The organism is Marisediminitalea lipolytica, from assembly GCF_001758465.1.
Lineage (GTDB): Bacteria > Pseudomonadota > Gammaproteobacteria > Enterobacterales > Alteromonadaceae > Alteromonas > Alteromonas lipolytica.
The window spans coordinates 34108-59568 of sequence record NZ_MJIC01000016.1; the positions used below are offsets into that span (position 1 = coordinate 34108).

At 50.3% G+C, this 25461-nt stretch carries 25 protein-coding genes; 6 read left to right on the plus strand and 19 right to left on the minus strand.

Going from position 1 to position 25461, the window contains the following annotated elements; all coding sequences use genetic code 11:
* Window position 1 precedes the first annotated feature (1 nt).
* From ribD to lpxD, 4 genes are all read right to left on the minus strand, one after another.
* On the minus strand, window positions 2-1132 hold the full coding sequence (ribD, locus tag BFC17_RS18590) for a bifunctional diaminohydroxyphosphoribosylaminopyrimidine deaminase/5-amino-6-(5-phosphoribosylamino)uracil reductase RibD (RefSeq protein WP_070178029.1): 1131 nt from the start codon (window positions 1130-1132) through the stop codon (window positions 2-4).
* A gap of 5 nt (window positions 1133-1137) precedes the next feature.
* The gene (gene nrdR / locus BFC17_RS18595) at window positions 1138-1587 is read right to left on the minus strand and encodes a transcriptional regulator NrdR (RefSeq protein WP_070178030.1); all 450 of its coding nucleotides are present in this window, start codon (window positions 1585-1587) and stop codon (window positions 1138-1140) included.
* 57 nt (window positions 1588-1644) lie between these two features.
* Window positions 1645-2901 carry a serine hydroxymethyltransferase gene (gene glyA / locus BFC17_RS18600; RefSeq protein ID WP_070178031.1) on the minus strand — a complete coding sequence of 419 codons (1257 nt, stop codon included), beginning with the start codon at window positions 2899-2901 and terminating at the stop codon, window positions 1645-1647.
* A 259-nt stretch (window positions 2902-3160) separates the two neighbouring features.
* Window positions 3161-4186, minus strand: a complete 1026-nt coding sequence (gene lpxD / locus BFC17_RS18605; protein WP_070178032.1) for a UDP-3-O-(3-hydroxymyristoyl)glucosamine N-acyltransferase — start codon at window positions 4184-4186, stop codon at window positions 3161-3163.
* A 186-nt stretch (window positions 4187-4372) separates the two neighbouring features.
* Here lpxD and ettA point away from each other — a divergent pair, with 186 nt between their 5' ends.
* Both ettA and BFC17_RS18615 read left to right on the plus strand, forming a co-directional pair.
* Window positions 4373-6040, plus strand: coding sequence for an energy-dependent translational throttle protein EttA (gene ettA, locus BFC17_RS18610; RefSeq protein WP_070178033.1), 1668 nt, complete (start codon window positions 4373-4375; stop codon window positions 6038-6040).
* 73 nt (window positions 6041-6113) lie between these two features.
* Window positions 6114-6530 carry a PilZ domain-containing protein gene (locus BFC17_RS18615; protein WP_070178034.1) on the plus strand — a complete coding sequence of 139 codons (417 nt, stop codon included), beginning with the start codon at window positions 6114-6116 and terminating at the stop codon, window positions 6528-6530.
* Window positions 6531-6540: 10 nt separating this feature from the next.
* Here the strand turns inward: BFC17_RS18615 and radA are convergent, their stop codons facing one another.
* Entirely contained in the window at window positions 6541-7911 is a 1371-nt protein-coding gene (gene radA, locus BFC17_RS18620) for a DNA repair protein RadA (RefSeq protein WP_070178035.1), read from the minus strand.
* Between the two features lie 176 nt (window positions 7912-8087).
* Between radA and BFC17_RS18625 the strand changes: the two genes are divergently transcribed.
* On the plus strand, window positions 8088-10610 hold the full coding sequence (locus tag BFC17_RS18625; RefSeq protein ID WP_070178036.1) for a PilZ domain-containing protein: 2523 nt from the start codon (window positions 8088-8090) through the stop codon (window positions 10608-10610).
* 32 nt (window positions 10611-10642) lie between these two features.
* On the opposite strand, the gene serB is transcribed toward BFC17_RS18625, so the two are convergent.
* Window positions 10643-11656 carry a phosphoserine phosphatase SerB gene (serB, locus tag BFC17_RS18630; protein ID WP_083271844.1) on the minus strand — a complete coding sequence of 338 codons (1014 nt, stop codon included), beginning with the start codon at window positions 11654-11656 and terminating at the stop codon, window positions 10643-10645.
* A gap of 116 nt (window positions 11657-11772) precedes the next feature.
* On the opposite strand from serB, the gene BFC17_RS18635 reads away from it, so the two are divergent.
* Window positions 11773-12183, plus strand: a complete 411-nt coding sequence (locus BFC17_RS18635) for a hypothetical protein (protein ID WP_070178037.1) — start codon at window positions 11773-11775, stop codon at window positions 12181-12183.
* Here BFC17_RS18635 and BFC17_RS18640 read toward each other — a convergent pair.
* The 10 genes from BFC17_RS18640 to rpoE all read right to left on the minus strand — a co-directional run bounded on the left by BFC17_RS18640 (window position 12144) and on the right by rpoE (window position 20867).
* Window positions 12144-12920: a TatD family hydrolase gene (locus BFC17_RS18640; protein WP_070178038.1), complete on the minus strand. Its 777-nt coding sequence runs from the start codon at window positions 12918-12920 to the stop codon at window positions 12144-12146. The two genes, BFC17_RS18635 and BFC17_RS18640, sit on opposite strands and share 40 nt — an antisense overlap.
* A gap of 17 nt (window positions 12921-12937) precedes the next feature.
* Window positions 12938-13576 carry a pyridoxamine 5'-phosphate oxidase gene (pdxH, locus tag BFC17_RS18645; protein WP_070178039.1) on the minus strand — a complete coding sequence of 213 codons (639 nt, stop codon included), beginning with the start codon at window positions 13574-13576 and terminating at the stop codon, window positions 12938-12940.
* A gap of 11 nt (window positions 13577-13587) precedes the next feature.
* Window positions 13588-14514: a GTPase Era gene (gene era / locus BFC17_RS18650; protein WP_070178040.1), complete on the minus strand. Its 927-nt coding sequence runs from the start codon at window positions 14512-14514 to the stop codon at window positions 13588-13590.
* Window positions 14507-15190, minus strand: a complete 684-nt coding sequence (rnc, locus tag BFC17_RS18655; protein WP_070178041.1) for a ribonuclease III — start codon at window positions 15188-15190, stop codon at window positions 14507-14509. Before rnc ends, era begins: the two co-directional genes overlap by 8 nt.
* Complete coding sequence (gene lepB, locus BFC17_RS18660) at window positions 15190-16092, minus strand: signal peptidase I (RefSeq protein ID WP_070178042.1); 903 nt, start codon at window positions 16090-16092, stop codon at window positions 15190-15192. The genes rnc and lepB overlap by 1 nt, the downstream gene beginning before the upstream one ends.
* Window positions 16092-17888: a translation elongation factor 4 gene (lepA, locus tag BFC17_RS18665; RefSeq protein ID WP_070178043.1), complete on the minus strand. Its 1797-nt coding sequence runs from the start codon at window positions 17886-17888 to the stop codon at window positions 16092-16094. The genes lepB and lepA overlap by 1 nt, the downstream gene beginning before the upstream one ends.
* Window positions 17889-18067: 179 nt before the next feature.
* Complete coding sequence (locus BFC17_RS18670) at window positions 18068-18517, minus strand: SoxR reducing system RseC family protein (RefSeq protein WP_070178044.1); 450 nt, start codon at window positions 18515-18517, stop codon at window positions 18068-18070.
* 1 nt (window position 18518) lies between these two features.
* On the minus strand, window positions 18519-19571 hold the full coding sequence (locus tag BFC17_RS18675; protein ID WP_244887052.1) for a MucB/RseB C-terminal domain-containing protein: 1053 nt from the start codon (window positions 19569-19571) through the stop codon (window positions 18519-18521).
* A 5-nt stretch (window positions 19572-19576) separates the two neighbouring features.
* Window positions 19577-20182: a sigma-E factor negative regulatory protein gene (locus tag BFC17_RS18680; protein WP_070178045.1), complete on the minus strand. Its 606-nt coding sequence runs from the start codon at window positions 20180-20182 to the stop codon at window positions 19577-19579.
* A 106-nt stretch (window positions 20183-20288) separates the two neighbouring features.
* The gene (gene rpoE / locus BFC17_RS18685; RefSeq protein WP_070178046.1) at window positions 20289-20867 is read right to left on the minus strand and encodes an RNA polymerase sigma factor RpoE; all 579 of its coding nucleotides are present in this window, start codon (window positions 20865-20867) and stop codon (window positions 20289-20291) included.
* Window positions 20868-21093: 226 nt separating this feature from the next.
* Between rpoE and nadB the strand changes: the two genes are divergently transcribed.
* The gene (gene nadB / locus BFC17_RS18690) at window positions 21094-22773 is read left to right on the plus strand and encodes an L-aspartate oxidase (RefSeq protein ID WP_070178047.1); all 1680 of its coding nucleotides are present in this window, start codon (window positions 21094-21096) and stop codon (window positions 22771-22773) included.
* 2 nt (window positions 22774-22775) lie between these two features.
* Here nadB and BFC17_RS18695 read toward each other — a convergent pair whose 3' ends face one another.
* The 3 genes from BFC17_RS18695 to BFC17_RS18705 are packed head-to-tail and all read right to left on the minus strand — an operon-like array spanning window position 22776 to window position 24285.
* Window positions 22776-23615 (minus strand): MaoC family dehydratase, encoded by an 840-nt coding sequence (locus tag BFC17_RS18695; protein ID WP_070178048.1) that lies wholly within the window; start codon window positions 23613-23615, stop codon window positions 22776-22778.
* Window positions 23616-24056, minus strand: a complete 441-nt coding sequence (locus tag BFC17_RS18700) for a protein YgfX (protein WP_139142142.1) — start codon at window positions 24054-24056, stop codon at window positions 23616-23618. It abuts the gene before it with no gap.
* On the minus strand, window positions 24034-24285 hold the full coding sequence (locus BFC17_RS18705) for an FAD assembly factor SdhE (protein ID WP_070178341.1): 252 nt from the start codon (window positions 24283-24285) through the stop codon (window positions 24034-24036). The genes BFC17_RS18700 and BFC17_RS18705 overlap by 23 nt, the downstream gene beginning before the upstream one ends.
* A 188-nt stretch (window positions 24286-24473) precedes the next feature.
* On the opposite strand from BFC17_RS18705, the gene ygfZ reads away from it, so the two are divergent.
* Window positions 24474-25451, plus strand: coding sequence for a CAF17-like 4Fe-4S cluster assembly/insertion protein YgfZ (gene ygfZ / locus BFC17_RS18710; RefSeq protein ID WP_070178050.1), 978 nt, complete (start codon window positions 24474-24476; stop codon window positions 25449-25451).
* Window positions 25452-25461 lie beyond the last annotated feature (10 nt).

Here is a 25461-nt window from a genome sequence, read left to right on the forward strand (position 1 = left end):
TCTATAACTTGTCGCTGACTATCTGATAGGTCAGGCGAATGTCTTGTGCTATATGTCTGATATCGGTTAATTTCAAGTGCGGAGCCTGATTAACTTCGTCGTAGACTGGTAAGTTCAGCATGGAAACGCCCTTATCGCCCAGAATAACCGGTGCCTGATAGACAATAAGCTCATCGACCAGACCGTTAGCCAAGAACGCACCGGCCAGTCCCGCACCAGACTCTACCAGTACCTCATTAATGCCGCGCCCGGCCAACTCTGCCAGTAGCAGCGATAAATCAATTTTGCCCTGGGCGGATAACGGCAAATGGCATTGCTGTGTATCCTGGCTAAACCCGGCACGAAAGTGCTGGTTAACTAACAACACCGGTTGGCCATCGTTAAACATCAGCCAGTTGGGGGTTAGTTTTTCCTGGGAATCAATCACCACTCTTAATGGCTGACGAACAGTCGATACCGGGTAATCACTAAACTCTGCCTGTTCCGGTCTGACTAACATACTGGGATTATCAGCAATCACGGTACCACTGCCGGTAATAATGGCGCAGCTCTTTGCTCGCAGGCGCTGCACATCACGGCGTGCCGCCGGGCCGGTAATCCATTTACTGGCACCATTTTGCAACGCAATTTTACCGTCCAGACTGATACCCAGTTTAACTCTTACCCAGGGAAGTCCGCTCTCCATACGCTTTATAAAGCCCGGATTAAGCGCTTTAGCCTGTTCAGTGAGTACATCTTGCGTTACCGCTATACCGGCTGCCTTGATACGCTCAATCCCCTGCCCGCTCACCTGCGGGTTAGGATCTGTCATGCCCACCACCACTCGCTTTACACCGGCTTTAATTAAAGCATCAGCACAAGGTGGCGTGCGGCCAGTATGACTGCATGGTTCAAGGGTGACATAGGCAGTAGCGTCACGGGCGTGGTCACCGGCGGCAACCAGGGCATGTACTTCGGCATGGGGGGTACCGGCCTGAATATGATATCCCTGACCAATACACTCGTCGTTTTTTACAATGACGCAGCCAACTCGGGGATTGGGAGAAGTGGTGTAACAGCCTTTGGCTGCCAGCCGGATAGCTTTTGCCATCCAGAATTCATCCGTTGCCGGCGATGTTTTGCGGTGTTGCATGGGAACTAATCCCCCAGTCTGGCTATCTCTTCACCAAACTCTTTAATATCTTCAAAAGAACGATACACCGAGGCGAAACGAACATAAGCCACTTTATCCAGCTCTTTGAGGGCATCCATGATCAGGTTACCCAGTAGTTCGCTCTCGACTTCACGTTCGCCGGTTGCCCGCAGGGTCGATTTCAGTTGCAAAATACACTGCTCGACTTTTTCGGTACTTACCGGACGTTTTTCCAGGGCTCGCTGTAAGCCTGCCCGCAGTTTATCTTCGTTGAAAGGCTCGCGCGTGCCGTCCCGTTTAATCACCCGGGGCATAACCAGTTCGGCGCTTTCAAAGGTAGTAAAGCGTTCATGGCATTCGGCGCATTCGCGACGTCTGCGCACCTGATGCCCTTCAGCGACCAACCTGGAATCAATAACCTTGGTTTCTTCGGCAGAACAAAAGGGACAATGCATAAACGCTCCTGATAACTGACCGGCTCAGCCAGTATTACTGAGCCGGAATTCCTTGGTTCAGGCGTAAACCGGGAAGCGTGAGCACAGCTCAACCACTTCTTTCTGAACGCGTTCTACTACGCTTTCGTCGCCCATGTTATCCAGCACATCACAGATCCAGTTAGCAACCTGTTTGGCTTCAGCATCACCAAATCCACGACGGGTAATCGCCGGAGTACCAATACGCAGACCACTGGTTACAAACGGTGAACGAGGGTCTTTTGGTACTGAGTTTTTGTTTACCGTGATGTTAGCACGGCCCAGCGCCGCATCAGCATCTTTACCGGTGATGTCTTTATCAATCAGGTCTAACAGGAATAAATGGTTGTCAGTACCGTTAGAGACGATCTTATAACCACGCTCCTGCATAACGCTAACCATTGCTTTGGCATTCGCAACAACCTGTTGTTGGTATGCTTTAAAATCCGGTTGTAGCGCTTCTTTAAAAGCAACCGCTTTAGCCGCGATAACATGACACAGCGGGCCGCCCTGATTACCCGGGAATACCGAGCTGTTCAGCTTTTTATAGATGGTTTCGTCGCCACAGGCAGACAGGATAAGGCCGCCTCGTGGACCCGCCAGCGTTTTGTGCGTGGTGGTAGTAACTACGTGAGCGTGTGGCAGTGGGTTAGGATAAACACCCGCAGCAATCAAACCAGCTACGTGCGCCATATCCACCATCAGATACGCACCCACTTTGTCGGCAATAGCGCGGAAACGCTGCCAGTCAACAATACCAGAATAGGCAGAGAAACCACCGATGATCATTTTCGGCTTATGTTCTTCGGCCAGCGCTTCAACCTGATCATAGTCAATTTCGCCAGTCTCTTCGTTCAGACCGTACTGCACTGCATGGTAGGTTTTACCAGAGAAGTTTACGCTGGCACCGTGAGTTAAGTGACCACCTTCAGACAGGCTCATACCTAACACAGTGTCACCGGCATTTAACAGCGCCATAAATACAGCGGAGTTAGCCTGCGAACCAGAGTGTGGCTGTACGTTGGCGAATTCGGCACCAAACAGCTCTTTGGCACGTTCGATAGCAAGGTCTTCAACAATATCGACATACTCACAGCCGCCGTAGTAACGCTTACCCGGATACCCTTCGGCGTACTTGTTAGTCAGCTGCGACCCCTGGGCCTCCATTACTCGAGGGCTGCAATAGTTTTCAGAGGCGATTAGCTCAATGTGGTGTTCCTGGCGTTGATTTTCTTTTTCAATCGCTGCGGCTAATTCCGGATCAAAATCGGCAATGTTCATTTGGCGCGGTAACATGAAGGCTCCTTACTGCGTTTTGGGGTCGCGTAAAATCAGAGACGCATATTCTAGTCATTTTACGTGCTATGTATACTGCTTTGTGGCTGAATTATGACAAATCCGAACAGTATTCCTCAAAACCCACTGTCAACCGAGGATTACATTGGCGTGCACTGTTGCCTCCGGGTTGTCTCCCGATGGTACAAACCCAAGCGGCAGAAACTAAAGAGCCAGCATTAAGCTGGCTCAAAAAAACTCAGGCTATCCGTGAGTCAGGCTAGGCTTTCTTTTCCAACTGCTTTACCCGATCGAACAGTTGCTCCAACTGACGGTTGCGCACGGCGTTTTTACGCCATTCACGGTTGGTCATCGCCGGTTGGCCGGAAGAATAGAGTCCTGGCTCCTTGATATCGCTGATCACCATAGTGTAGCCGGTCAGCTGCACATTATCGCAAATGGTCAGGTGCCCGCCGATGCCGCAGCCGCCCGCAATAATTACGTACTTACCAATAGTCGCACTGCCGGCAATGCCAGTTGCGCCGCAAACGCAGCTGTGGTCACCAATAATACAGTTATGGCCAATCTGCACCTGGTTATCAATAATGACATTCTTGCCAATAATGGTGTCATCCAGTGCGCCCCGGTCGATAGTGCTCGACGCACCAATCTGACTGTCATCGCCAATAACCACAGAACCGGTTTGCGGAATAGGCAACCAGGTACCGGCATCATTGGCGTAACCGAAACCGTCCGCCCCGATAACCGTCTGACTATGAATGCGTACCCGTTTGCCGATGCGGGCATCGTGATAAACCGTCACGTTAGGATGTATTACACTGCCATCACCAACGTGCGTGCCCCGGCTGATGATGGAATGTGCGCCAATCACCACATTATCCCCCAGCACAACATCGTCTTCGATAACACAGTAAGGACCCAGCGCTACGTTTTTGCCTAACTGGGCAGAATCAGCTACCACCGCGGTTTTATGCTGCCCTACAGCCACGCCCGGCGTCGTGTCAAAGATTTGCGCGATACGTGCAAAAGCCGCATGGGGATTGTTGTGAACCAGTGCAGGTAACGGGCAGCTTTCGGCTTCCTTGGGATGCAGAATTATTGCTCCCGCCTGTGACGACTGCAACTGCGCACGGTATTTACCATTGGTTAAAAAAGAAATTTGGTTAGATGTTGCACTGCTTAGCGTGCCAACGCCTGAAAGCATCACTGCTCCGTCGCCCTGAACATCACCGCCAACCTGCTCAGCAAGTTGAGCCAAAGATAGCGTTTTAGGTTGTGCCGGCATGAAAAATCCTTCAAATAATTAGAGATAACGTCTTTTTCCTATACCCGTAGTTTACAAAAAAAAAGCACACTTGGCTCACGCCACTATAAAAAATAGTGAGTTGAACTACGCTATAGGCTGTGCACGGCTACCAAGTAGCCGCGTCTTTGATTACAATAGCGACTTTGTTTAACGCCAGGACCAAGCATGTCTCAATACGTATATACCATGCATCGGGTGGGCAAGATTGTTCCACCTAATCGTCAGATTTTAAAAGATATCTCATTAAGCTTTTTCCCCGGCGCCAAAATTGGCGTACTGGGTTTAAATGGCGCCGGTAAATCCACCTTACTGCGCATAATGGCAGGCGTCGACACCGAAATCGAAGGTGAAGCCCGTGCCCAGCCAGGCATTAACATTGGCTACTTACCACAGGAACCGCAGTTAGACGAAAGCAAAGACGTTCGCGGTAATATCGAAGAAGCCGTGGCCGATGTTGCTCACGCGCTAAAACGCCTGGACGAAGTTTATGCCGCTTATGCCGAGCCGGATGCAGACTTTGACGCGCTGGCCAAAGAACAAGGTGAGCTGGAAGCCATTATTCAGACCAAAGACGGCCATAATCTGGAAAATGCGCTGGAGCGTGCAGCTGATGCCCTGCGCTTACCGCCATGGGATGCAGACGTCAGTAAACTGTCTGGTGGTGAACGCCGCCGTGTAGCACTGTGCCGCCTGTTACTGGAAAAGCCGGACATGCTGCTACTCGACGAACCCACTAACCACCTGGATGCCGAATCCGTGGCGTGGTTAGAGCGCTTCCTGCACGACTACGAAGGCACTGTTGTGGCCATTACCCACGATCGTTATTTCCTGGATAATGTTGCAGGCTGGATTTTAGAACTTGACCGTGGCCATGGTATTCCATGGGAAGGCAACTACTCCAGCTGGCTGGAGCAGAAAGATGCCCGTCTGGAGCAGGAAGAACGTACGGAAAATGCCCGCCAGAAGTCCATCAAACAAGAATTGGAGTGGGTACGTACTAACCCTAAAGGCCGCCAGGCTAAAAGCAAGGCACGTATGGCCCGATTTGAAGAACTGGCCAGCGGTGACTATCAAAAACGTAACGAAACCAATGAACTGTTTATCCCGCCGGGCGAGCGCCTGGGTGACAAGGTTATTGAAGTTGAGCACCTGAAGAAATCATACGGTGATCGTATTCTTATTGATGATATGACCTTCACCGTACCTAAAGGCGCGATTGTCGGCATTATCGGTCCGAACGGTGCAGGTAAATCAACCTTATTCAGAATGCTTACGGGCAAAGAGCAACCGGATTCAGGCACTGTGACCATTGGTGATACGGTTAAGATTGCCAGCGTAGAACAGTTCCGCGACCACATGGACGGCAACAATACGGTGTGGCAGGAGCTGTCAGATGGTCAGGATATCGTGCGTATCGGCAACTTTGAACTGAACAGCCGTGCTTATTGCAGTCGCTTTAACTTTAAAGGGACTGACCAGCAAAAATTCATCAAGGATTTATCCGGTGGTGAGCGCAACCGTGTGCATTTAGCCAAGCTGCTAAAAGCCGGCGGTAACGTATTGCTGCTCGATGAACCGACCAACGATTTGGATGTTGAAACCCTGCGTGCACTGGAGAATGCCCTGTTGGAATTCCCGGGTTGTGCCATGGTGATCTCGCACGATCGCTGGTTCCTCGACCGGGTTGCCACACATATCCTGGATTACCGTGATGAAGGTAAGATTAACTTTTACGAAGGTAACTACAACGATTACGAAGCCTGGTTAAAAGCTAACTTTGGTCAGGATGTGGTTGAACCACACCGCTTAAAATACAAACGCATGAGCAAGTAAAATTGCGCGACTTTGCAGGCTATGCGCTACACTGAACAATAGTGCATAGCCTGTTTTTAAACGAAGTCATTTCATGCAAAACGAAAAACGATTATTTCAGCGTGTTCCGATAAATCTGTGCGGACACCTTACCTCTCCGCAGGGCTCACCCGCGGGTAATACCGCCGTAGACGTACTGGATGTATCCTTACAGGGCGTCAGAATTGTTATTCCGGCCAGTGCCACCACAATTTTAACTGCCGAGTCAGTCACCCTGGCGTTTCAGGCCAACGAAGACAGTCCGATGATCTCGCTGACAGGCACTATTTCACATCAGTTGCCTTCGTCAGAAAACCAGCAACATATTGAAGCCGGTATTAGCATTACTCATATAGACGTAGAAGGTTTAGCCTTACTACGGCGTCTGTTATTACTCAACAGTGGCCAGCAAGATATGGATGCCGGAGAACTCGAGGCATTAGTGGATAAAATCACTAACGCACTCCAGTAAGTCTGCCGGGTCAGGCCTCCAGCGCTTCCAGTGCGTCACTCAGTTTGGTCACCGGAATAACCGTTAGCCCGTCAATTTTTTGCTTGGGCGCATTTGCCTTGGGCACGATCGCCCGTTTAAAGCCATGCTTCACCGCTTCGCTGAGGCGTTCGCTGCCATTAGGTACCGGTCTGATTTCCCCGGCCAGTCCAACCTCGCCAAACACAATGAGTTCCCGCGGTAAGGCACGATTGCGAAAGCTCGAAATCATCGCTACCAACAGCGCTAAATCCGCCGCCGTTTCGCTTACCTTTACGCCCCCCACTACGTTGACAAACACGTCCTGGTCGTTCATCTGCACATTGCCGTGCCGGTGCATCACTGCCAGTAACATGGCCAGCCGGTTTTGTTCCAGCCCCACGGCTATCCGGCGTGGATTATTCAACTGCGAATAATCCACCAGCGCCTGAATTTCTACCAGCAGTGGTCGTGTGCCTTCCCAGATCACCATGACAACAGAGCCAGGCGCCTGACTATCGCCACGACTCAAAAAGATAGCCGAAGGATTGCTGACTTCTTTCACGCCCTTGTCGGTCATGCCAAACACACCCAGTTCATTTACCGCGCCAAAACGGTTTTTGTGACTGCGCAGCGTCCTGAAGCGGCCATCACTTTCGCCTTCCAGCATCATGGAACAGTCGATACAATGCTCCAGCACTTTAGGCCCCGCCAGACTGCCGTCTTTGGTTACATGACCCACAATAAACATGGCAATATGATGTTGCTTGGCAAACCGGGTTAGATACGCTGCGCTTTCGCGTACTTGCGATACACTGCCAGGGGCCGACTGCACATCTGCCACATGCATGACCTGAATGGAGTCGATCACCATTAACTGTGGCTTTTGCTTTAATGCAAGGTCGCAAATGGTTTCAACATTGGTCTCTGCCAGCATCATTAGCTTATCATCGGGCAGTCCCAACCGTTTGGCGCGCATGGCAACCTGCTGCAAAGACTCTTCACCAGTGACATACAGTGCCTTGTGCTGTGTAGCCTGGGTACACATAACCTGCAGCAGCAAGGTACTTTTACCGGCCCCCGGCGAGCCGCCGATTAAGATAGCCGAACCGGGCACAATGCCGCCGCCCAGCACGCGATCCAGCTCTTTTAGTCCGGAGCTGAAACGAGGCAGGTCTTCCACGTTGATTTCGTTGAGGGTTTGGATCTGACTCTGCGTCTGCCCGGCGTAGCCGCTTAAGTTACCTCTGGCCACACTTTTAGCCGGACTCACAACAAATTCAGAGATGGTGTTCCAGGCTTTACATTCGCTGCACTGCCCTTGCCAGCGGGGAAATTCTGCACCACAGTCAGAACATACAAAGGCTGTTTTTCGTTTTGCCATAAATCAATTGGTTTCTGCAAATATTAGTATTATGATTTCGTTAACAAGGATGTGCTGTTTTTAACAATGCTATCCCCGTACACTCTGCAAATAATTACTACGTTAATGTAGTGAGTGATTTTGCCGATAAGTGATTAATATACAAGAAAGCGGTCAGGGACACAGCAAAACCTCGTATGAATCAGGATTTATCACAGTACGCCACTATAATTGAGCAGCTCAAGCCAATGGTTAAAGAACCTGAGTTTAATCAGGTGCTTCAGCAAGTTGCGTCACATGTCCCGAAAGAAAAACGCTTTCTGATAAAAATGGAAGTAAAACGCCTGGCCCGCCCCTGTATGCGTGCCATAGATCTGCGTGGTCAGGTCGACGGTGAATGTAAGCTCTATGAATTTGATGGTATTAAGCACTATCTTGATGATGTGGCTATCGAAGTATTTGAGCAACAGGTGCGCGTTTTCGGTTTATATTGTTTCGGTGTTTACGAGGCCGTTATGGCAACCGAGAACAATTTCAGAGTGATACGGGAAAAAGCCGAAGCCCGAAACGAACAGGACACTGAAATCCCCGAAAAAGCCAGCAACAGCCTGACCCAGTTTGATGTGCCTAACATCAGTTTGCTGACTTACGCCAAGCGTGTCGAAGAACGCATGAACTTTGCCGTGGCGCTGGAAATCTTTACCGAAACCAATAACAGCATTCGGGCAACCAGTGTGGATATCTCTACCAAAGGCATGAAAATCAAGTTGTCAAAAGAACAACTGTTTAAGCCCGGAGAGAATATTGGCGTTTATTTCAGGGGCCTTGAAACCGAATACTCACTGGATAAAAAACTGGCCATTAAGTATCAGGTTGTCAGTATCAGCCGTAAAAAAGAATACCAGTTTTTGCAAATGAAACGCCTGGCTGATGCACCAAACAGCCACTTCGATCAGTTTATTGATAAGTTTATCCATGGCAACAAGCGCCGCTATAAGGTGAATATGGATAACACCATTGATGCCATTATCAATAAGTCCTGCGAACAGTATTTTTCACCCAGCTGTCCTTCTCTGCCGGTGTATATCGAAGTAAATGAAGGCCGGGCCCGTCCCCGCTTTGCTATGGCAAACGATATTAACCGCCACATTCTGAGTTACTGGAATGACGAAGAAGACGAATTACGGCTGGGCTACCTGATCACCGGGGAACGCTTAAAACAACTTATTCAGAGTCCGCACGAATCACCGGCACTGTACGTTTACACTTTTAATCATATTCAAAATGGCAAAGTATATTTTTATTCCGCCTCCAGCGATGAACTGGCGCGCCATCCGGCCTTAAAAGATCTGTTTATTGGCTTTGGCTCACGAAAAGTCAGTTGGCGGGTGTTTAAGCTCGCGATAGGTAAAATGTCACCCAGACAGGCTTACGCACCACTTTCGCTGCCGGATGACGTTGGTTCCAAGGTTAAACGTCAAAATGCTAAACCGGCTCCCCGCCTGATGGCCAGATTGCAAAATCTCGCCTATATCGTGCAGGTTACCGACATTACCTCAGACCGTGAACAACTACAGTACAGTCAGATTAAGATCGACCGAAATCAGCTTAAAGCCCTGAAATTATTTGGCCACGCACGCAACCGGCCGCCAGGCGAGATAAAAGCCTTCCGCTATAAATTTCAGGAACAACGGATGGAAACACGCTACCTGCTGCGCACCAGCATTCAGGTGGTAGCCCGGGGACAAACCATCAGCGCCATCAGTGAGGATATCTCCATTAATGGTATGCGTCTGGAGATCGACGGTGAATACCATGGCGACCTGAATATGCGCGTACTGGTCAGCCTGCCCAAGCTACAGGAGCTGACCAGTAAATATGATCTGAATAACTTACATTACCGGGTAGTCCACATCAGCGGCGACAAAAATGTGCTGCACCTGCGTTCGGTAGCAGGTGATGACGGCTTACCGGCGCGGCGCTTTTTTACCGAGCTGATCAAAAATAATAAATCATCGCTTAAAACCTACCCGGATGAAGAGGAAATTCCTGGCATCGGCCACGCCTTGCGGTGCATTAATGCGAAGAATCCATCGACCCTGGCTTTTGTATTATCGAAAGTCAGCGGCCGCTATTTGCCTCAGGTAGGTGTATTGAGTAAGCAAGCGAACCCGCGTTTAAAAACCTTGTTCAGCCACTTCGCCGAACAGCAAAAAATGAATCTTGAAATTTTTTTCCGCGACCGCCATCAGGATGCACCTTTTATACAACAAGCCATCAAACAGGTAAAAACCGAGCATCAGCCGATAAGCAAAGAAATCTTTGTGGCCTTCCGGCCCGCAGAAAAAAATCCAGCCGAGGCCATAGATGCACGTTACGAGCATCGCTTTAATTCCGATGACTCTCGGCGACAGTATATTGAGAATGCACTAAGCAACGGTCAGTTTATCGCCATGGCCATTACGGTATCGACCACCGGCAAACCGGATTTAGAAATGCTGCAATCAGAAATAAACTATATCGGTGTCTACGCCATTCACCGGGCAAAAGAACTGGAAGAGCGTTTGTGGAGTATTGGCGCCAGTGTCCACGCCGTCGATATTACCGATCAGGTACTGTTACGATTTGGCTTTGACGAACAGCGCATAGCCCAGAACCATAAAGCGCCCAGTCAGCATGCTATAGAGCCTGGCGGCATCAAGGCGTTACTGAAAAGTTAGCCGCGGCGGGATCCCGCGGCATTATCATAGCGCTATCGCAGATAGGTAAGCATCGTGTCCAGACCCGAATAACGGATTGCCACATCGGCCTGAGCATTCACCACGGGCTTAGCCTCAAAAGCCACTCCCAGCGCGGCCACCCCCATCATTTTAAGATCGTTGGCGCCGTCGCCCATGGCCACCGTCTGACTCATTGGGATCCCCCACTCGGTAGCGAGCTCCTCAACGGTTTGCGCTTTTACCTGAGCATCAACGATGTTACCTAATACCTGGCCGGTAAGAATACCGTTATGCTCTTCCAGCACATTCGCTCTGGCGGCATCCAGACCAAGACGCTGTTGCAGGTATCCGGCAAAATAGGTAAATCCACCCGATGCGATGGCAATCTTCCAGCCATGAGCCTTAAGCACCTTAAGCAGTCTTTGCAGGCCCGGCATTAACGGAATGCTGTCGCGAATTTGCTTAAGCTGACTCACTTCAACCCCCTGCAGACAACTCACCCGCGAACGCAGACTCTCGGCAAAATCCAGTTCACCGCGCATGGCTTTTTCCGTGACCGCAGCTACCTGCTCTCCCAAACCAGCCAACTTGGCAATTTCATCGATACATTCAATCTGAATGACTGTTGAATCCATATCCATCACCAGTAAACCCGGCTGAGCAAGCAAAGGGGCATTTTCACGCAGGGCCACTTCGCAGTGAGTTGCGGTAGCAGCGGCATCCAGTAAATCATGTACAGCCTGAGCTTCGCCATTAACAGATTCAACGTTAAAAGCCACGACGTCGGCATCAAGCCATTGCTGACTAACGTGACGGCTGAAACTGCCAAGGGAAAGTAAAGATGAAAGTTGCTGTGCAACTAAGGCCAGGTGCTCAAGGGTTAATTGCTGACCGCTGATTATAAGCTGTCTGGCACTGGTGCCTGACGCCGGGCTATGCAGTCCGGTGTAAGATTGATCCCAGCTAAGATTCTGATACTCTGACAAAAGAGTTTGTAAATAAGCCGCGCTGGTAAATTGTTCTGTACTAAGCGTTTGTATGTCCAAGGTTCAAGATCCGATTGCCTGGCGATGTTGGTAGCCTGATCCTAACGGATAGTCGGCATTTGGCAACTGCCGAGTTAATCTAACTTAAACATTTTTTCTCTGAATAGGCCTTTTCATTGTTTGAACTAATCGTTACGCGCCTGCACCGTAAAGTGATTGCCCTTTTAGTCGTGGTGACAGCCATACTCACGGCTACCGTGTACACCTTATCCTCTCCGGCAACTGAGCCAGAAGTCACTGGCCGACTGGGCGAACACTATGCGCGTTTGTTAGCGCCTGCGGTAGAAAAATCGGATAAGCAAGAAATTAACCGTATTCTGGCGAGTATGACCGCAGATGAAGACATTATCCTGGCGGCAGTTTACTCGTTACAGGGCGAAAGAGTCGCCCGGCAAGGTAGTCCTGAGACGCTTGTAGCCCTGTTGCGGGAGGATGCGCATAGAGTGAGCAAACTATCGCCGATTGCCATAGAAACGCAAACAGTAGCTTATCTGCACTGGCTCACATCCCCAAAAACGTCAAAGTAATTTGCTGTGGTTTGCGCTATAACCGCACTTAAAGGTTGGTGCTTTATATGTGCCAGCGCCTCGGCTACCTCACCCAGGTAGGCCGGTGAATTACGTTGCCCTTGCCTGCCAGATATTGGCATGTCCGGCGCATCGGTCTCCAGCAGCAAATGCTCCATAGCCATTTCTGCAACCGCCTCACGGGTTTTATTAGCCCTGGTATAGGTTATGGTACCGCCAATACCCAGTTTAAAGCCTGCCGCAACGTACTGCCGCGCAACTTCGCGACTACCAGAGAAGGCATGGACAACGCCACCTTGTTTAAAGTGACAACGCTTAATGGATTGCAGGATAAAGTGGTGGGACTGACGGTGATGAATAATCACCGGTAACTGCCAGGTGGTAGCTAATGCCAGCTGCGCCTCAAACAAGTCCTGTTGCTCGGCAACCGGCGTGGTAACGGTACCATCAATGCCTATCTCACCAATTGCGACCGCACGAACCGGACTGACACTTATCTGCGTAGCCAGTGCTGCCAGTGCCTGTTGCGGATCAGGCGGAAAAAAATAAGGATGCAGGCCAAAGGCAATATCCAGGCGCTCACAATCCAATGCCATCCTGATTTGCCGTTGCCAGCCTGAAACGCCCGTGCCTGGTATGAGAATTCGCGAAACGCCGGCTAGCGCTGCCTGATGGATGACCTCCTGCCAGTCTGACTCAAACTGAGGCAAATCCAGGTGGCAGTGAGAATCAATCATCAGACCCTGACTTTTGTTTATGGCATCAAACGCTGAGTTGTCCAGCTATTATCCCCTTGCAGGGTGTATTCGTAACGGTCGTGCAGACGGTCTTCACCGCCTTGCCAAAACTCGATTTGATGCGGGCGTACTTTAAAGCCGCCCCAGAAGTCCGGTAGTGGAATTTCTTTTTTGGCAAATTTTTCTTTCATCTGATGAAACTGTGTCATCAGTAATTCGCGGCTTGAGATCGGCTGACTTTGCTGGGAGGCCCAGGCAGCCAGCTGTGAGTCTTTCGGCCGGGACAAAAAGTATTTTGTATTTTGTGCCGTGCTCAGTCGCTCTGCCCTACCGCAAATACGCACCTGACGCTCCATAAAGAACCACGGAAAATGCAGTGATATACGGGGATTATCAGCCAGCTCTTTCGCTTTACGACTGCCCAGATTGGTGTAAAACACAAAACCTTCATGGTCGTAATCTTTTAACAGCACAATGCGCTGGGAAGGCTGGCCATCGGCATCAACGGTAGCCACTGTCATCGCCGTAGGATCCGGTATGCCCGAATCGATTGCGGCGCCTAACCACTGCTTAAACAAATCAATCGGGTGTGCCGTCAAATCGTCATGGGTTAAATGCCCCTGACGGTACTGACGGCGCATATCAGCAATGCTCATAACCTGATTCCTTAATCTTCACCATAACCCAGTGAACGCAGTGCCCGTTCGTCGTCGGCCCAGCCTGACTTCACTTTAACCCAAAGCTCTAAGAACACTTTGTTGTCAAACAACCGCTCCATGTCCAGACGCGCCTGTTCACCAATGGTTTTTAAGTGTTTACCACCTTTTCCGATCACCATCCGTTTTTGTGTTTCACGCTCAACCAGAATCAGTCCGTTAATGCGATAAACACCGTTTTCGCCCAGCTTAAACTGTTCGATTTCCACGGTGGTGGAGTATGGCAGTTCATCGCCGGTAAACCGCATCAGCTTTTCGCGAATAATCTCGGCTGCCATAAAGCGGCTGGAACGGTCGGTAATGTAATCTTCAGGAAAGTAGAATTCACTGGGCGGCTGGCGCTGCATTACCAGTTCGCGCAATACTTCAACCTGTTTGCCCTGCTTGGCGCTAATCGGGATGATTTCGTCAAACTCATGCTTTTGTGCCAGCACCTGCAAATGGGCAATTAACGCTTCCTGTTCCGGTACTTTATCCTGCTTATTGACCACCAGGATACACGGCAAACCGGATTGTTTAACCCGGGTTAGCACCAGTTCATCATCACTGGTCCAGCGCGTGCCTTCGACCACAAATAAAATCAGGCTCACTTCGCCTAAGGAGCTGGTAGCCGCCCGGTTCATCAAACGGTTAATAGCGCGCTTTTCTTCGCTGTGCAGGCCCGGTGTATCAACATAAACAGTCTGGCAGTCGCCTTCGGTATCGATACCCAGAATGCGGTGACGGGTCGTTTGTGGTTTACGCGAGGTAATGCTGACCTTTTGTCCAAGCAAGCGGTTAAGCAACGTGGACTTGCCCACGTTGGGACGGCCAACAATGGCCACTAATCCGCAACGGGTCGTCACTTCAGCGGGATCGTGATGGTCAGCTTCAGTCATTATCGAGTTTCTCCAGCGCATTACGGGCGGCTTGTTGTTCGGCTTTTCGGCGGCTGGTTCCTGTGCCCTGCATTGGCTTGGCCATGGACTCTATGTGGCAATGCACCACAAAGGTCTGATCATGGTCCTTGCCACTGATATCCACCACTTCGTACACCGGCAAGGGTAACTTGCGGGACTGTAAGAATTCCTGCAGTCGGGTCTTGGCATCCTTTGGATGTTCGTTAGGGTCAAGGCGTTCAATACGGCTCTGCCAAAGGCGCAAAATCACTTCGGCGGTAGTATCCATACCGGCTTCCAGATAAATAGCGCCTAAAATTGCTTCCATCGCATCAGCAATAATAGAACTGCGCCGGTGTCCACCGCTTTTAAGCTCACCCGGCCCCAGTTTAAGTAACTCGCCAACGTCGGCTTCACGGCCCAGTTCGGCCAGCGTCTCGCCCTTGACCAGAGTTGAACGCATGCGGGTCAGTTTGCCCTCGGGTACGCTTGGAAAACGTTTGTATAAGGCCTGTGCCACAACCATTCCCAGTACAGCGTCACCCAAAAATTCCAGGCGCTCGTTGTGTTCTTTCGCCGCGCTACGATGGGTCAGCGCCTGCTTTAATAATTCGACATCGGCAAACCGGTAACCCAGGCGGTCCGATAATCTGGCGTAGCGATCGATACCGATCATTATTGAATGCCACCTACGCGGCTGAATCTGACGCCTGAGGGCACCCACGACGGCAACCAGCTGTCCGGGGCACGCTCAAATTCAAAACTAATCCAGATAGCCACGGCTTTACCCACCAGATTGTCATCCGGTACAAATCCCCAGTAGCGGCTGTCACGGCTGTTATCGCGGTTGTCACCCAGCACAAAATACTGGTTTTCAGGCACGATCCATTCGTTCATCTTAGTACCCGGCTGGGTGTAAAACTCAGACGGATGCGCTTCGGCAATTGGATGCTGCAGGATATCGTGCTCAACCTCGCCGAGGGTTTCGGTCATACGCTTAAGTGGCGCCAGGTTTTGCACAAACTCACCGCTGCTGACAAACTCCTGCGACATCTCTTTAAAGTCAGCGCAGTCTTTGCCGCCATCACAGGCCGGCTTAATGTAAATTTTCTTGTTGCGGTAGATCACCGTATCACCGGGCAAACCCACCACGCGCTTGATGTAGTCTACATTGGGGTCTTCGGGAAACTTAAACACCACAACATCACCGCGCTCCGGCTCACCGGTGGCAATCATCTTATGACGAAATACCGGGTCTTTAATACCGTAGGAAAACTTTTCAACCAGAATAAAATCGCCTACCAGCAGGGTTGGCATCATTGAGCCTGACGGGATCTGAAAAGGCTCGTACAAAAATGAACGCAGTACCAGCACAAAGGCAATTACCGGAAAAATCTGCTGTGCGGTATCCACGATATACGGCAGGTTTTCTTCGGGGGCCAGTGCCGATTCGCCATTGGCAGACAATGCAGCACCACGCACTTTACGCTTTGGCGCAAACAACAGGGCGTCGATCAGCCAGATCAGTCCTGACCCCAGGGTCAGCACGACCAACAAAATTGAAAAATAATTCGCCATTACTTAGATACCTTCAGAACTGCCAGGAAAGCATCCTGAGGCAGTTCTACATTCCCTACCTGTTTCATCCGTTTCTTACCTTCTTTCTGTTTCTGCAACAGCTTTTTCTTACGACTCACGTCGCCACCATAACACTTGGCGATTACGTTTTTACGTAACTGTTTAACCGTGCTACGCGCAATAACATGGTTGCCAATCGCGGCCTGAATGGCAATATCAAACATTTGTCGTGGAATTAACTCACGCAGTTTTTCCACCAGATCACGGCCACGATAAGGGGCATTCTCTTTGTGGGTAATAATGGCCAGTGCATCTACCCGCTCACCATTAATCAAAATATCCAGACGCACCATGTCTGAAGTCACGAACTTCTTAAAGTTATAATCCAGTGAAGCAAAACCCCGGCTGGTTGACTTTAAACGGTCAAAGAAATCCAGTACTACTTCGGCCATTGGCAGTTCGTAGGTAACCGCTACCTGTTTACCGTGATAACTCATATTGGTTTGATAACCACGCTTCTCAACACAAAGCGTGATAACGTTACCCAGGTACTCCTGTGGTACCAGGATATTCGCTTCTACAATTGGCTCACGAATTTCTTCGATATCGTTAATCGGGGGTAATTTTGAAGGATTATCAACCTGAACAGTCTCACCATTGGTTTTCAGCACTTCATAAATTACGGTTGGCGCGGTAGTGATGAGATCCAGGTCATATTCACGCTCTAAACGCTCCTGGATAATTTCCATGTGCAGCATGCCCAGGAAGCCAACCCGGAATCCAAAGCCCAGCGCCGCTGAGCTCTCTGGCTCGTAGAATAGCGATGCATCGTTAAGGCTGAGTTTAGCCAACGCATCGCGGAAGTCTTCGTAGTCGTCAGAACTGACCGGAAAGAGACCGGCATAAACCTGAGGTTTAACCTTTTTAAAGCCCGGCAACATTGCGTCTGCTGGCGCTCTGGCCGTGGTAATGGTATCCCCTACCGGCGCGCCGTGAATTTCTTTTATGCCGGCGATAATAAAGCCTACTTCACCTGCCTTTAAAACTTTGCGTTCAACAGGCTTTGGCGTAAAGACACCAATTTTGTCGGCCTGGTGAGTCTGACCATTCGACATGATCTGGATTTTATCCTTAACGTTCAGTTCACCCTGAACAATGCGTACCAGTGATACGACGCCCTGGTAATTATCAAACCAGGAATCAACAATCAGTGCTTTAAGCGGCGCATCAATCTCGCCTTCAGGCGGCGGAATTTGCTTAACAATGACTTCCAGTACGTCTTCGATACCAATACCGGTTTTTGCCGAACAACGCACCGCGTCGATAGCATCAATACCAATGATGTCTTCAATTTCTTCTGCGACACGCTCTGGTTCGGCCTGCGGCAAATCGATTTTATTGAGGATCGGCACCACTTCCATATCCATGTCAATGGCGGTGTAACAGTTTGCTACGGTCTGCGCTTCCACGCCCTGCCCCGCATCAACCACCAGCAGCGCACCTTCACATGCGGCTAACGAGCGTGATACTTCGTAACTAAAATCAACGTGTCCCGGGGTGTCGATAAAGTTCAGCTGATAGGTCTCGCCATCGCGGGCTTTATAGTCAAGCGTTACGCTTTGCGCCTTAATGGTAATTCCCCGTTCTCTTTCCAAATCCATTGAATCCAGGACTTGTTCGGCCATTTCACGCTCGGTCAGGCCACCACAGTGCTGAATGAGTCGATCCGATAGGGTCGACTTACCGTGGTCAATGTGCGCGATGATTGAGAAGTTGCGTATGTGCTTATGTTGCATAATGCTTGGAAATTACCTGCAAATTGTTACATTTAAACGTCTGGTGGGCGATTTAAGATTAACACAGCAACTCAGCCAGACACCTTCAAGGCTGCGGATTTTACCTACTTATTGCGCTAAAAGCGAATATCAGGACGCACAAATAGTCACTCTTGTCCCGTGGCGCTCTCTGGAATATCTCACACCGCCTTGGGTTGTGCGGTTATTTTACTGATGATCACCGGCTCAAAACGAATATTCTGACGCCGTAGTACGCCTCGGGAGACCGCTTTAACACTGACCCAGGCAACAATAGCGCCGATGGCAAAACCGCTTAGTTCGTGCCACTGTGTTAATAACGTAGTCGCCATTACGCTGCCGATAAAAGCCAGCAGCGGCACCAGATACACCAACAATGACGCCAGCAGCATTTTTTGTTCAGGTATACCAATCATCACCTGATCGCCAGTTTTTACCGGTAACGGCGAACTCACTGTGAGCAATTGCTGGCGTGGTGTAAAGGCTTTGGCCACTGCGCTGGTACCGCAATCGGTGGCAGCCTGACACTGACTGCAACCGGTCTTGACCGACGCACTGACGGTTATTTTATCGCCTTCAACTTTTACCACGGTGGCTGTTTCGGTGAGCATTTTACTCCCCTGCTGCGCGGATGGAGCGCGCTATCTCATAGGCCGTTTGTGGTGGAATTTTACCAATAATGGTGATCTGCACCTGACCATTGGTCAGCGACAAAAAGGTATTGGTGGAATGTCGCAACACCACATCTGAGTCCAGCGACTCTTGTGCCGGTTGCACGTATACTGATACATCCACCATGCCATCACTGAACAACTTATACTCTACTACCTGGCCGGTCATGGCCAGACGCCGGGTTTCACGCTTTATTTCGTGCATGCCAACGGGCAGAAAATTCACTTCCCACTGATGCTGGCGCGGTTTTGGGGTCATGGCTACCGGCCCGGGTAATGCCTGGGGATTGATTCGCGCAAAGTACGGGGAAGGCAATTCGCTGACATTAACGCCGGTGACCTGAATTTGCTCAAGCAGAGAGCCTTGCAGGTCAACCATGTCGAGCTTCAGTAACATGCCGGTTTCTTCATCCAGCCATACCTGATAGTTGTAGCGTTTACTGTCGCGACTAACAATGCGCAACTGCTGGGCAGCACGACCTGACACCCGCGTACGGCCGATAGTGATAAACTGATAGGCCTCTTGCAGCGCTGCCGGGTTGTACAACAAATCACCGGGGATAGGCCCGCTGATGGCATCCGAATAGATGCTGTAAGGCTGTAAGTCCGGTTCAAAAACGCTGACCACATTCCCCAGTCGAATCATCTCCTGGCCAGGGCCGTTTTGTAAATTGAGTTGTTCTGCCTCAATCCCGTTTTCCAGCACCGCGTGACGCCAAAGATACGGCACCATTTCCTGACCGGCCTTGGTCAGCACAAATGACACTTCAAAATTGGCGGTACGATTAATCTGCGCTAATTGTTCGAACCATTCAAAGCCGCTGAGGCCTCGCTGCGTTTCTTCGTCCGGGACCGACGCCTGCGGTGCCGCAGGCTCATCGGGCGGTGGTGAAGTCTGCGCAAAACTTGCCGGAGTAACGCAAAATACGCTGGCTAAAAACAACAAACGCACTGCCCTGGCAGTGCGTTTTATTTTATTTGTGGGTGTAAACATAGTCATTAAGGCTGATTAGGGTCTGATTCCGTTGCCTGCTTTGGATGCTCTTCAGCCTGCTTCAGCTTGAGCTGTTGTTCATGATCAGCCAGCAGGGCATTAATTTGACGCCGCTTCTGAAGCATTGCTTCGATATCGCCATTACGATTACCCGGCAAAATGTTGCTTTGCTCCAGGCTAACTGGTGCCATACCGGCCTGAGGCATCCCCGATACCCGGATTGTCGGCGCTTGCAGCGTCGAAAATGAATCATCGGCGGTAGGCTGATTAACCTGTTGCACGCCTAAAATCACAGCTGCCGCTACCGAAGCCGCCACGGCAAACTGGCCGGACTGACGCAGGAAAGGAACAACACTGCTAACCACAGGTAACGATTTCCACTTTGACTTAGGTGCCAGCACAGTCGCTTCCTGTTCAAGCGCTGCGGCAACCTGAGCGGTTATATCAAACTCAGGCATTACTGTGGCTTCTTTGCGTAACCCACTACGAATAACATGGTAGCTGCGCCACTTAGCCAGTGATTCACTATCGTTTTTAATGCTGTCGATAAACCCTTCGTCGCTGAGTTCACCATCCATAAAAGCCGACAATTTTTCGTGTTGCTGCGTCATATAGTTTCTATTCCTGGTTACGCCCGTACTACTTGACTCGACTCGTCATCGCGTCAGGCAACCTGTCGTGTTCTACTGTAACTGATAATTGGCCTAAAGCTCAATATCAGGTTTCCAGTAATGGCTGAATAACCTTGTCTATCGCTTCCCGCGCTCTGAATATCCTGGAACGTACCGTTCCTACAGGACAGGCCATCACATTTGCTATTTCTTCATAACTCAGCCCCTCTATTTCACGCAGGGTAATTGCCATCCGTAAATCATCGGGCAATTTTTCCATAGCACGAAACAAAGTGGCTTCTAATTCATCTGACAACACGCTGCGTTCCGGAGACGAATGCTCCTTGAGCGCATCACTGCCGTCATAGTAATCTGCCTCTTCAGCATCGACGTCATTGGCTGGCGGCTTACGCCCTATGGCGACAAGATAATTCTTGGCGCTGTTCACGGCTATGCGATACAACCAGGTGTAAAAAGCGCTGTCACCCCTAAAATTAGGCAACGCACGATACGCTTTAATAAACGCATCCTGCGTGACATCTGCAACGTCACCGCTGTTTTTCACATAGCGCGATACCAAATGCATCACTTTATGCTGATAACGTGTTACCAGTAAATTAAATGCGTTCTTATCGCCTTGCTGAACGCGTTCAACTAACTGTTGATCAGTAATTTGCTCGCTCATTCGAGCTATTTCTCCTACAGACTAAATCCCAAACAGCTCATGCAAGCACTTGAGTAGACTTCGCGATATTCAAAAAGTTCGCAAAGAATTTGATCTTTTTTTAATTTCTCAAGTTAAACATACAGGAAATCGGTAAAATTCTCAGTGCACGCACTTGAAATCTTTTACCTTTACGCCGACTTTTATTAGACTTTCCGAAAATCACGCATTGTGACCCTTACATCAAATGAATTCAAATGCTTCTTCTGTAACACCGGAGCAACCAGCCGACGCCAACGTTGAGCACAGTTGTGATGTTTTAATTATTGGCTCTGGCGCCGCGGGCATGACCCTGGCGCTGTCGCTGGCCAATTATTGCCGAATCATTTTGCTCAGTAAAAGTGATTGTAACGAAGGCTCCACACGCTACGCCCAGGGCGGGATTGCTGCAGTATTTGACGAACGCGATTCGATTGAGTCACATGTTCAGGATACCCTCGAAGCCGGCGCTTATTTGTGTGACGAGGACGTTGTCCGCTTTACCGCACAAAATGCCAAGAGCGCTATGGAATGGCTCATCCAGCACGGCGTTCCCTTTGATCAGGAAATAACCGGCGATGGTGAAAACCGTTACCATCTGACCCGGGAGGGCGGCCATAGCTTCCGTCGTATACTGCATGCTGCCGATGCAACCGGCGAAGCACTGCAAATAACTCTCAACGAAGCGGTTTCCCAGCATCCCAACATTCATATTTTTGAACGTTACAACGCGATTGATTTAGTTAAAAGCGAACAAAACGATAAGCGCTGTAAAGGCGTGTATGTATGGAACCGTAAACGCCAGCAGGTTGAGGTTATCCGCAGCCGCTTTATTACCCTGGCCACTGGTGGTGCCAGTAAAGTTTATCAGTACACCTCCAACCCGGATATTGCCAGCGGCGACGGTATTGCCATGGCCTGGCGCGCGGGCTGTCGGGTGGCGAATATGGAATTTAACCAGTTTCACCCAACCTGTCTTTTCCACCCACAGGCTAATAACTTCCTGATTACCGAGGCTTTACGTGGTGAAGGTGCGCGATTGGTGCATGCCGATGGCACGCCCTTTATGGAAAAATTCGACGAACGTAAGGATTTAGCGCCACGGGATATTGTTGCCCGCGCAATCGACTATGAAATGAAGCGCCTTGGGGCCGACTGCATGTACCTCGACATCAGTCATAAGCCGGCTGACTTTATCGTCAAACATTTCCCCAATATCTATCGCAAATGCCGTTCACTGGGGATTGATATTACCCGTGAAGCTATTCCGGTAGTGCCGGCTGCCCACTACAGCTGCGGTGGCGTAATGACAGACATGAATGCGCGGACCGATCTGGACAACGTGTATGCGGTGGGTGAAGTAGCCTATACCGGCCTGCACGGGGCTAATCGCATGGCTTCCAATTCACTGCTTGAGTGTATCGTGTTCGCCCGTTCCGCAGCCGAACATATTTTATCCCGACTGGATGAAACCCCAGCGGAAGAAACCATAGCGCCATGGGACGAAAGTAAGGTCATTGATTCTGACGAAGAGGTTATTATTCAGCACAACTGGCATGAGCTGCGCCTTTTCATGTGGGATTACGTCGGTATCGTAAGAACCAACAAACGTCTGGAGCGGGCCATCAGACGTATCAAGCTGCTGGAACAGGAAATCAGTGATTATTACTCTAACTTCAGGGTCAGTAACAATTTACTGGAATTGCGCAACCTGGTTACCGTTGCCGAACTTATCGTCAGGTGCGCGATGCAACGCAAGGAAAGCCGCGGGCTGCACTACAACCTGGACTTCCCCGCCCGTGCTGAACAGGCAACGCCGTCGGTGCTAACACCTATGGCAACTAACCTGCCACCCCAGCCCGGCGATTTAACCAGCTTCGAACACTAAGTTCAGTCAATTCGGCCAGTCAGATAAGTCTCTTCATTTGGCTGGCCGTCAGAAACCAACGCAAATCGTCGCCCCTGCGCTTCTTCTTCCACCAGCAATCGGGCCTGAGCAGGCACAAACATTGGTCGCTTGAAGGCGATATCAATTGCCTGGCCTGCCAATGCCGATTGTCGGTTTAATGCTGATATCACGCACGCACCGCTATACATGCCATGCACAATCGCGCGTTTAAAACCAAACAGTTTTGCCGTCAGTGTGCTCAGATGGATAGGATTCATGTCTTTGGAGCGTCTGGCGTAGCGGCGCACCATAGCGCCCGAAAATGACATCTGTGCGAGAGTTTGGGCTGCGTCACTGAGTTCTTCGCCCTGTGGGGTATATGCGGCCAATCCGGCCGGCTGATGCGCGGTGCGCATTAAGTAACGTCCTGTCGCACTGTAGACTCTTTTGCCCCGCTGAGTGCCGGTCAGGATGACCTCGACCACTAATCCGCGCCGGTGTTGATAAATCTCACCAAAACGGGCTACCAGCTCACAGGGAATATCAACCCGGCATTCTTTATACAGATCCACACGATTGGTTAAATGCACTAATCCCAATAGCTTAAACGGGCTTTTTTGGTGAGCAAGCAGGCGTAACTGTAACGCCAGGCCCCGGACCTGCCAGTAGAAAGGATGCACCTCGGCGGCCTGCCAGTTAACTAACTGGCAATATCGCTCATAATGTTTGGGCCGTGGCATAAAGGTTTGCCACAATACCGGGGCGCGTTGCAACCCCTCAAGAACAACCGGCGTTATCGAACCCGGCTTTTTTAATCCGGCTTGTAAATATAGTCCTAGCATTTACTGAAGTCCTTGCCTGTACACAATCCTGGCGAGCCGGCGATAGCTAGTGTCACTGGTTTGCCAGGGCATCACCCAGCAAGACTCATAACAGCGCGACTGCGCGTGGAACCTTACCACATATATGGCGTAGGGCAGCAGTTTACTACGCGCGCAAATTTGCCAGTTATCCTGTTGTTCCAGCGCGGAAGCAGCCAGATTGCGCCCTCGTCCGGATTCTGCAAGCATCCATCTGACCGGCTGCTGCTTATGACCTATTGGCCAGTATAGAGCCAGCAACAGTGTCGCAAGACTTAATGTCAGCAACCAGGTTATTCCAGGCTGCATAATAAGAAAAAACATGCCAACCAGGGCCAGTCCGCTCAGTGCCAGTAAACACCGGTACCCGCCCCGACTCATGGCCGGATGAAGGCTAATGCTATACTTTAACTCGGTTGACAATGATGTCTACCATTCTGGCAAGCTCAGGATCAGGGCATGGCTGATGCCCCATAAACCAGGCAAACATATCCGGATCATCAGAGGTTAGCAGACGCTCGAAAACTTCCTTATCGTGCTCTGACAAATCATTAAACGCTTCTTCAACAAATGGCTGTAATAGCACATCCAGCTCCAGCATGCCGCGGCGGCAAGCCCATTTCAATCGTGCATAACGTTTTGCTGTAAACATAACCGGGTGTTCGTGATTAATACTCATGGCGGCAAATATACCATGGTTGACAGCAGGTTGATACTGGCCAAAAGGCATCTGAGGGCGGCTAATTGTCTTACAAACAAAATCAAACACGGCTTGATCTTGTGGCCTTTGCCCCACATATTGACAGTGTTTGGACAAACTACATCAGGCGTTAAAAAATCATGCAGGAATACTCTCCACTCCCCGCTCAGCTAACTGACTTACCCGCTAACTTTGCCGTTGCGTTAAACGCCATGGCGTGTTTAAGCGTCACCGGCGATGATGCGAAAACGTTTTTGCACAGTCAGCTGACTATCGACGTGAATAAACTTGCCGAACATAGCGTTCGCCGCAGCGCTCATTGTGATTTTAAAGGTAAAAGCTGGAGCATCAGCCTGGTTGCCAACGCCCCGTCAGCCATTTATGTGCTTGCCGATAAGAGCGCGCTGCAAGCGTCACAGGAACAGTTCAATAAATACGGCGTGTTTGCCAAAATCAATATCGAGTCGAAAACCGATGTACTGGATTACTTTCTGATCCAGGGCGAAAGCACAAAACAAGCTTTGGCCCCCTATTTCAACGCGCTGCCTGACACCCCGATGACACTGACAGAGTCTGCATGTGGTTTCTGTGTGGCATTGGATTACCCGTCGGATTCATTGCTGGTTGCACTGGAAAAAGACACTGCCCTGGCATTTACCGCAACACTGAAAGAGCACAGCATCGCCTTATTCGACGAAACCGTTGCCACCGCTTTGGAAATTGCCGCCGGAGTTCCTGCTATTTGTGGCACTGATCACGTTAACCAGTACGTACCGCAAATGATGAACTTACAGGCGCTTAATGGCATAGATTTTAATAAAGGCTGTTACATGGGACAGGAAGTCGTTGCCCGTACCCGTTATCTGGGCAAAAACAAACGCGCCGCGATGATTTTTAAACTCGATGGTGCGGTAACTGATATCAACGGTGCAGTTCTGGAAAAGCAAGCCGGTGAACACTGGCGCTCAGGCGGCACCATTCTGCGCGCGGCGGTCCTGGGCAACGAAACCTGGCTGCTGGCCATTGTTAACAACGACACCACTGATGCTGATGCTTTCAGACTCTCGTCAATCCCGTCATCAGAGTTGATCCATTGCGACTTGCCGTATACGCTCTAATAAAGCGCCA